General features: G+C 72.9%; 8 protein-coding genes and 1 pseudogene. 1 reads left to right on the plus strand and 8 read right to left on the minus strand.

Going from position 1 to position 7951, the window contains the following annotated elements; translation table 11 throughout:
• Window positions 1–822, minus strand: an 822-nt coding sequence (locus tag MHW47_RS35855) for a DUF6777 domain-containing protein (protein ID WP_308381730.1), incomplete at its 3' end; no start/stop codon positions are given.
• A gap of 214 nt (window positions 823–1036) precedes the next feature.
• On the opposite strand from MHW47_RS35855, the gene MHW47_RS28890 reads away from it, so the two are divergent.
• Window positions 1037–1573, plus strand: coding sequence for a DUF1990 family protein (locus MHW47_RS28890; RefSeq protein WP_239226705.1), 537 nt, complete (start codon window positions 1037–1039; stop codon window positions 1571–1573).
• A 27-nt stretch (window positions 1574–1600) separates the two neighbouring features.
• Here the strand turns inward: MHW47_RS28890 and MHW47_RS28895 are convergent, their stop codons facing one another.
• The 7 genes and pseudogenes from MHW47_RS28895 to MHW47_RS28925 all read right to left on the minus strand — a co-directional run.
• Entirely contained in the window at window positions 1601–2950 is a 1350-nt protein-coding gene (locus MHW47_RS28895) for an ammonium transporter (protein ID WP_239226706.1), read from the minus strand.
• A gap of 39 nt (window positions 2951–2989) precedes the next feature.
• Window positions 2990–3949 (minus strand): urease accessory protein UreD, encoded by a 960-nt coding sequence (locus tag MHW47_RS28900; RefSeq protein WP_239226707.1) that lies wholly within the window; start codon window positions 3947–3949, stop codon window positions 2990–2992.
• A 1-nt stretch (window position 3950) separates the two neighbouring features.
• Window positions 3951–4571, minus strand: coding sequence for an urease accessory protein UreG (gene ureG, locus MHW47_RS28905; RefSeq protein ID WP_239226708.1), 621 nt, complete (start codon window positions 4569–4571; stop codon window positions 3951–3953).
• Between the two features lie 41 nt (window positions 4572–4612).
• A complete protein-coding gene (locus MHW47_RS28910; RefSeq protein ID WP_239226709.1) occupies window positions 4613–5368 on the minus strand; it encodes an urease accessory protein UreF in 756 nt (251 codons plus the stop codon).
• A 5-nt stretch (window positions 5369–5373) separates the two neighbouring features.
• Window positions 5374–7098 carry an urease subunit alpha gene (gene ureC / locus MHW47_RS28915; protein ID WP_239226710.1) on the minus strand — a complete coding sequence of 575 codons (1725 nt, stop codon included), beginning with the start codon at window positions 7096–7098 and terminating at the stop codon, window positions 5374–5376.
• Entirely contained in the window at window positions 7098–7604 is a 507-nt protein-coding gene (locus MHW47_RS28920) for an urease subunit beta (RefSeq protein ID WP_239226711.1), read from the minus strand. The genes ureC and MHW47_RS28920 overlap by 1 nt, the downstream gene beginning before the upstream one ends.
• Window positions 7601–7951, minus strand: a pseudogene (locus MHW47_RS28925) (cobalamin biosynthesis protein CbiX); the annotation flags it as partial. The gene MHW47_RS28920 and the pseudogene MHW47_RS28925, both read right to left, overlap by 4 nt.

Here is a 7951-nt window from a genome sequence, read left to right on the forward strand (position 1 = left end):
GGGCAGGTCGGGCAGCGGGCCGGTGATGTCGGTACCGGGGTCGTAGGGCGGCGGCACCTCGGGGACGCGGTCGCCGGCGCCCGGGTCACCGGCCGGGCGGGCGATCCAGCTGTGGTGCGCTTCGTCGGCGATGACCAGTTCCGCCACCGGCCGCGCGGCCGGCTCGACGACCACGGTCCGGGCCGGGTCGAACCCCTCCCACCCCTCCCCCGCGCCCGCCCCGGCGTCCGCCGCGCCGTCCGGCGGCCCCAGCGGATTGCCGCAGACACAGCGCACCCTGGGCACGCCCCGGCTGTCCACCATGACCGCGGTCCCGGCCTGGAGCACCGCCTGGTACGTCAGGACGGAGCCGGCCAGGAACCCGTGCCCGGTCACCAGCGTGTCCGCCCGCAGCAGCACGGGCGTCAGGCCGCGCAGGAAGCCCGCGAGCCGGTCCCGCCCGACCGACAGTGTGCGGGCGAACGCCTCCTCCCGCGCCGGATCGACGGCGAGCATCCGGATCTGGGCCTCGACGTCGCAGGACGGCACGGCACGCGTCCCCGCGTACAGCCCCGGTGTCGATCCGGCCCGTCGCACCTCCCGCGTCCCGCCGCCCGGCGACGGGGAGCGCACCGGTGCGGACCGGGTGGCGTCCGGGACCGCGGCGGGGCCGCCCGCGGTGGAGGCGGTGAAGGGCGCGGTGCCCGGGTCGGCCGCGGCCTGGAGGACCACGTCCACCGGCTCCGGGCCGGAGCCGCCGCCGGCGGAGCAGCCGGCGGCGAGGAGGAGGCCGGCGGAGAACAGCACGGACGCGGTGCGGTACGGACGGGGGCGGACGTGCACGGACGGGTCTCCTGCCTGGTCGGCGGCCCCCCGCTCGCTCCCCTCATGTCTGCCGCACCCGCCGCGCCCCCGCAAGCCGGCCGACGGCGGGTGCCCCGGTCGGCGGAGCACGGCGGGCCTCTATGCTCGACCACGTTCAAGTCCCTTGGGAGCGCCCGTGGTTCCCGGACGAGGCGAGCGGCGCGGACCGCGCGGACGAGGAAGAGGGCACCCCATGAGCGACCTCACCTACCCGGAGACGGGGGCCACCCGCAGCGGTGCGCTCCCGGCCGGCTACCACCACCTGCGCCACCGCGCCGCGATCGGGCACGGCCGCGCCGACCTCGAAACGGCGGGTGCCGCGATCACCGGGTTCCGCATGCACCGCGAGTCCGGCGCGGGCATCGAGGCGTCCACGGCGCGCGCCGAGGAAGGAACGGCCGTCCGGGTGTCGGTGGGGGTGGGGCCGCTGCGGCTCTCCGCACCGTGCCGGGTGATCTGGACGGTGTACGGGCCGGAGCGGATCGGTTTCGGCTACGGGACACTGCCCGGCCACCCGGAGTGCGGCGAGGAGTGCTTCGTGGCCGAACTGGCGGACGACGGCACCGTGTCGTTCGCGGTGACGGCGTTCAGCCGCCCCGCCCGCTGGTACGCGCGGCTCGGCGGACCGCTGGTGCCCGTCCTCCAGCGGTGGTACGCGCGCCGGCTCGGCCGGACCCTGCGCCGGATCGTCGCGCGGGAGCGCCGGCTGCGCGAGGCGCCGGGCCGGTGAGCCGCCGGGGTGAGCGGGGCGCGGCCGCTACTTGTCGCTCTCGCGGGCCCGCAGCAGGCGGCTGATCTGGCGGACCAGTTCGTCGTCACTCGTCACCCGCCGGCCCGAGACGAGCGCGCCGAGGCGTTCGGCGGTCTGGAAGTCGTAGGCGCGCTCGGCCTCCTCGCCGGGCACGAGGGCGTACTCCTCCTTCGCCCGGAAGCCGACGGTCAGGTCCACGGCCTTGGCGATGATCCAGGTGAGGACGAAGGAGAAGGCGATCACGGCCAGGATCGCGACGACCTGCTTGCCGAGCAGGCCCCAGCCGCCGCCGTAGAACAGGCCCTCCTTGCCGCTGACCCGGGCCGTGGCGAAGAGGCCGACCATGATCAGCCCGATGAGCCCGCCGACGCCGTGCACCCCGACCACGTCCAGGGTGTCGTCCACCCCGAACCGGAACTTCAGGGTGATGGCGTACGCGCTGACCGCGCCGACGACGAGGCCGGTGATCACCGCGCCCAGGGTGTTGATCTCGCCGCAGGCCGGGGTGATGGCGACCATGCCCGCGACGGCGGACGACACGACGCCCATGGTGGTCACCCGGCCGGTGCGCCACTTCTCGACGAGCGGCCAGGTCACCATCGCGCCGGCCGCGCCGAGCTGGGTGTTGATGAAGGCCGCGGCGGCGGTGCCCTGGTCGGTGAGGGCGGAGCCTGAGTTGAAGCCGAACCAGCCGAACCACAGCAGCCCGACGCCGACGACCACCAGGGGGATGTTGTTGGGGCGTTCCTCGCGGCGGGCGAAGTCGCGCGGTGCGCGCAGGACGAGCGCCACGGCGAGTCCGGCCACGCCGGAGTTCAGCTCCACCGGCAGGCCGCCGGCGAAGTCGAGGGCGCCGAGGTGGTCGACGATCCAGCCGTCCTTGTCGAACACCCAGTGCGCGATGGGGATGTAGACGATCAGCAGCCACAGCACGACGAAGACGAGCCAGCCCCGCATGGTGGCGCGGTCGGCGATGGACCCGCTGATCAGCGCCACGGTGATGATGGCGAAGCCCATCTGGAAGGTGCTGTAGATGTACGTGGGGATGGCCCCGGTCAGCGTGTTCAGCTGGATGCCCTTCATGAACACGTGGTCCAGGTTCCCGATGAGCCCGGCGCCGCCCACGTCGGGCCCGAAGGCCAGGGTGTAGCCGATGACCCACCAGACGAGGGTGCCGAAGGCCAGCGCGGCGAAGCTCATCTTGATCATCATGAGCACATGGCGGGTGCGCACCATGCCGCCGTAGAAGAACGCCAGGCCGGGCGTCATCAGCAGGACCATCGCGGTGGCGGCGAGCAGCCAGGCGGTGTCCCCGGAGTCGTACGCGGCCGGCATGGGCGCGGGAGCGGTGATCATGGGCGATACCTCGTGTGGGGGTGGGCGGGGCGGGGAGCGCTACGGCTTGCGCAGGTCGGGGGCCGGATGCCCGGTGAGGAGCCGGCGTACGGCGTGCCAGGCGGCCCGGTGCGCGTCGGCGACCCGGACGGGGCTGTCGTCCAGGAGCCGGACCCAGGCGCCGCAGTCCCGGGGCAGCACGCTCACCCCGTACAGGACGCCGAGCCCGGCCAGCGCCTCGTGCAGGGTGTCGGCGAGCCGGGCCGCGGGGACGCGGTCGGTCACGGCGAAGAGCGAGGCGACGTGGTCGTGCCCGGCGAACACTCCGGGTCCGAGGACGCCGCTGCCCGGCCGGCCGGGGGCCAGGCGCAGGGTGTCGAGGGCGAGCAGGGTGCCGTCGGGCCTGCGGATGCGCAGATCGGTGGCGAGCAGCCGGTATGCGTGGCGCTCGCCCCGTGCGAGCCGGCCGGCGGTCAGGGTGTCGCCGACGAGGACGGTGGCGCCGGGGGCGACGGTGACCTCGGTGTGCTGGTAGAACCGCGCGTCCGCGAACGGGATCAGCGGGTCGGGCAGGTATTCGACGTAGGCGCCGGCGTCCGCCGTGAGGTGCACGCGCTGGGTCGCGTAGTCGTGCTCCATGCGGAAGATCTTGGTGGCGGCCTGGGTGGTGAGGTGGACCTCGGTGTCCGGGCCGCAGCGGAAGTCCATCCGGTAGCGGTCGGCCTGGGCGATGCCGCCGCCGGTCGCCATCAGGTAGACGTAGGCCATGCCGGGCAGCGCGGGGTCGATCCACAGCGGCCGCATGATCTGCAGCGGTGTCTTCTGGTAGCGCCCGACGAGTTCGGTGCGCCCGCCCCGCAGTGCGAAGGCGAGGTCGAGGATGCCGACCTTGGCCGGTGAGCCGGGGGCCAGCGTGTCCGGGACGGAGGCCAGGGCCGCCACGTCCGGGGGGACGCGCACGGCGGTGTAGTACTCCTCGGTGAGCCGGTCGGCCTGCGGCCGCTGCGGGGCGGACGTCATGTCAGATCAGCACCTTGCGGCGTGAGGCGAGGTAGCCGGCGATCTCGTCGATGCCGGTGCCGGTGAGGCAGTCGGTGAGGACGACGGGGCGGTCGCCCCGGACCCGGTGGGCGTCGGACTCCATGATCCCGATGTCGGTGCGCACGTACTGCGCGATGTCGATCTTGTTGATGACGAGGAGGTCCGAGTCGGTGATGCCGGGGCCGCGCTTGCGGGGCATCTTCTCGCCCTCCGCCGTGTCGAGCACGAAGAGGAAGAGGTCGACCAGGGCGGGGCTGAACGTGAGGGTGAGGTTGTCGCCGCCGGACTCGTACAGCAGGGTGTCGGTGTCCGGGAAGCGCTCCAGCATCTCGGCGCCGGCCGCGAGGTTCATCGTCGGGTCGTCGCGTACGGCGGTGTGCGGGCAGGCGCCCGTCTCGACGCCGACGACGCGCTCGGGTTCCAGGACGCCCTCCAGCGTGCGGCGCACGTGCTGGGCGTCCTCCTGGGTGTAGATGTCGTTGGTGATGACGGCGGGGCGGTGGCCGCGCGCGATCAGCACCGGCACCAGCGCCTCGATGAGCGCGGTCTTGCCGGAACCGACGGGTCCGCCGATGCCGACCCGCAGTACGTTGTCGTCCATGGTGCTCCTCGGTGTGCGAAGGGAGTGGGGGGCGTGGGAAGTCAGCTGGCGAAGAGCCGGGCCTCGGCGCGTTCGTGACGGCCCGACATGACGTCCGAGGCGAAGACCGTGGCGCCGACGTCGTCCAGCTCCCGGCACAGCGCCGCCTCGACGGTGGCCTCGATGACCGGTGCCGCGCCCCGGAGCAGCGTCTGCGCCCTGCGGTGATCGGTCAGCCGCAGCCGCAGCGCGGCGCCCGCGTAGCTGACGCAGAACGCGAACAGGTCGGCGGCGACGGCCTGCCGGACCGGGACGCCGGTCGCCGCGTAGACGACGCCGGCGGCCACGGCCTGGGTGCCGGGGGCCTCGCGGCGCACGACCCGGTCGTAGTAGTCGCCGATCTCCGGGCGGCCGAAGACCTCGTGGCCCAGGTCCAGGAGCTGGCGGCCGGTCCGGGTGGCGGCCTGGCGCATCTCGCGGCCCAGTTTGGTGGCGAACAGGTGCTCGTCGATCCGGACCACGGCCTCGGGGTCGCCCGCCGCGGTCGCCCGGTGGGCGAGGGCGAGCGCGGTGGCGTCGGCGGGGCCGACGCCGTGCAGCAGCAGGTCTTCCAGCAGCGCCGGCAGGCTCTCCGCGTCCACGGCGCCGGCCTGGGCGAAGCCCTCCAGGCTGTGCGAGAGGGTGTAGAACCCGCTGGGGAACGCCGAGTCGGTCAGCTGGAGGCTGACCAGCAGCGGGCCGAGCCCCACGCCGGCCGGGGCGGCCGTGGCCGCCGCGGGGCCGGGGTCGCCCGTGATGTCGCCCTCCTTGCGGTACATCGGCGCTAGACCAGGAAGTAGAGGTGGTTCAGGGGCAGCTTCTCGGCCGGGTCGATGGTGGCGACCTTGCCGTTGAGCGTGACCTTGAACGTCTCCGGGTCGACCTGGATGTCGGGCAGCACGTCGTTGCGGACCATGTTGTGCTTGCCGATCGTGCGGGTGCGGCGCACGGGCAGGACCTTGCGGTTCAGGCCCAGCCGCTCCGGGACGCCCGCGGCGATGCCGGCCTGGGACATGAACGTGGCGTGGGTGGCCTGGAGCGCCTTGCCGTACTGCCCGAACATCGGCCGGTAGGTGACCGGCTGCGGGGTGGGCAGCGAGGCGTTGGGGTCGCCCATCTGCGCCCAGGAGACCAGGCCGCCCTTGATGACCATTTTCGGCTTGGCGCCGAAGGAGTGGATGGGCCAGAGCACGATGTCGGCGAGCTTGCCCTTCTCGATCGAGCCCACGTAGTCGGAGATCCCGGAGGCGATGGCCGGGTTGATGGTGAGCTTGGCGAGGTAGCGCAGCACCCGCTGGTTGTCGTTGCGCTCCGAGTCGCCCTCCAGCACCCCGAGCTTGTCCTTGCAGTGGTGCGCGGTCTGGAAGGCGCGGGTCACGGACTCGCCGATGCGGCCCATGGCCTGGGAGTCGGAGGAGAACATGCTGATCACGCCGAGGTCGTGCAGCACCGATTCGGCGGCGATCGTCTCGGCGCGGACCCGGCTGTCGGCGAAGGAGACGTCCTCGGGGATGTCGCGGCTCAGGTGGTGGCAGACCATCACCATGTCGAGGAGTTCGTCCACCGAGTTCTTGGTGTACGGGAGCGTCGGGTTGGTCGACGAGGGCAGCACGTTCGGTTCGCCGGTGACCCGGAGGATGTCCGGGGCGTGCCCGCCGCCCGCGCCCTCGCTGTGGAAGGTGTGGATGGCGCGGCCGTCGATGGCGGAGCGGGTGTCCTCGAAGAACCCGCCCTCGTTGAGGCTGTCGGTGTGGATGGCGACCTGGACGTCGTGGGCGTCGGCGACGGTCAGCGCGTTGTCGATGACGGCCGGGGTGGAGCCCCAGTCCTCGTGGACCTTGAGCGCGCAGGCGCCGCCGGTGATCTGCTCCTCCAGGGCGCCGGGGAGGCTGCCGTTGCCCTTGGCCATGATGCCGAGGTTGACCGGCAGGGCCTCGGCCGCCTGGAGGAGCAGGCCGATGTTGTGCGGGCCGGGGGTGCAGGTGGTGCCGTTGGAGCCGTCGGTGGGGCCGGTGCCGCCGCCGATGAGGGTGGTGATGCCGTTGGTCAGCGCCTGTTCGGCCTGTTGCGGGGCGATCAGGTGGACGTGGCTGTCGATGGCGCCCGCGGTGGCGATCAGGTGCTCGCCCGCGATGGCCTCGGTGCCGGGTCCGATGACGAGGTCCGGGTCCACGTTGTTCTGGGTCTGCGGGTTGCCGGACTTGCCGATGCCGACGATGAAGCCGTCCTTGATGCCGATGTCACACTTGACGACGCCGACCATCGGGTCGATGACGACCACGTTGGTGATGACGGTGTCCAGCGCGCCCTGGGCGGCGGTGGCCTGCGGGTCGGACGCCATGCCGTCGCGCATGGTCTTGCCGCCGCCGTAGACGACCTCGTCGCCGTACAGGCCCTCGCTGTAGTCCTTCTCGACCTCGACGACGAGGTTGGTGTCGGCGAGGTGGAAGCGGTCGCCGACGGTCGGACCGAACATGTCGGTGTACTGCTTGCGGGGCAGGATGGGCATCAGCGCGAACCCTTCTTCTTGTCCTTGGCGGCCTTGGCACCCTTGGAGTCCCCCTTGGACTCCTTGCTGCCCTTGCTGTCCTGGGCGCCCTTGGAGTTCTTGGAACTCTTGGAGCCGGAGGCGGCGGCCGCCCGCTGTGCGCCCTGGAAGCCGCGTTCGATGGCCCTGCGGACGGCCTCGACGCGGGCGGGGTGGGAGGAGAGGCTGCCGTTGAGGAGACCGCTGAAGCCGGTGAGCCGGCCGGTTCCGGCGTACGCGCACAGCTCGACCTCGCGCGTTCCGCCGGGCTCGAACCGTACGGAGGTGCCGGCGGCGATGTTGAGGTGCATGCCGAGGGTGGCCTCGCGGTCGAAGGAGAGCGCCGAGTTCACCTCGAAGAAGTGGTAGTGGGAGCCGACCTGCACGGCCCGGTCACCGGTGTTGCTGACGGTGACCCTGACCGTGCGGCGGCCCGCGTTGAGTTCGACGGGGTCGTCCCCGTACAGGTACTGCTGACGGAACGTCATGCGATGCTCCTGATGCCTCGGTCCGCTCCAGCGGCGGACGGGTGGTGGTGATGGCGGTGCGCGGTCGCGGGGCCGTGCTGGTGGCCGTGCGTGTGGCCGTGGCCGTGGCAGTGGCCGTGGTCGTGGCCCTCGCCCGGCGGATGGGTGTGGGCGTGGCCGTGGTGGTCGGCGGCGGTGAGTCCGGCCGCGATCCCGTCGTCGCCGTGCTCGGCCCAGCGCCTGCGGGCGTCGCTCACCCGCTCGTCCAGCACCCGGCGCAGGGCCGGGTCCGGCACGAGGGGACCGGCGCTGCGCACGGCGACCGGCGGTGCGCCGGGGACCTCCGCCTCCGCGAACGACGCGGGCAG

This window comes from Streptomyces sp. OfavH-34-F (assembly GCF_022347745.1).
Lineage (GTDB): Bacteria > Actinomycetota > Actinomycetes > Streptomycetales > Streptomycetaceae > Streptomyces.

Excerpts from the sequence above, each read along its gene's own strand:
- MHW47_RS28920 (WP_239226711.1), bottom strand. The coding sequence starts at position 7,604 with ATGACGTTCCGTCAGCAGTACCTGTACGGGGACGACCCCGTCGAACTC.
- ureC (WP_239226710.1), bottom strand. The coding sequence starts at position 7,098 with ATGCCCATCCTGCCCCGCAAGCAGTACACCGACATGTTCGGTCCGACC.
- MHW47_RS28890 (WP_239226705.1), top strand. The coding sequence starts at position 1,037 with ATGAGCGACCTCACCTACCCGGAGACGGGGGCCACCCGCAGCGGTGCG.
- ureG (WP_239226708.1), bottom strand. The coding sequence starts at position 4,571 with ATGGACGACAACGTACTGCGGGTCGGCATCGGCGGACCCGTCGGTTCC.
- MHW47_RS28910 (WP_239226709.1), bottom strand. The coding sequence starts at position 5,368 with ATGTACCGCAAGGAGGGCGACATCACGGGCGACCCCGGCCCCGCGGCG.
- MHW47_RS28900 (WP_239226707.1), bottom strand. The coding sequence starts at position 3,949 with ATGACGTCCGCCCCGCAGCGGCCGCAGGCCGACCGGCTCACCGAGGAG.
- MHW47_RS28895 (WP_239226706.1), bottom strand. The coding sequence starts at position 2,950 with ATGATCACCGCTCCCGCGCCCATGCCGGCCGCGTACGACTCCGGGGAC.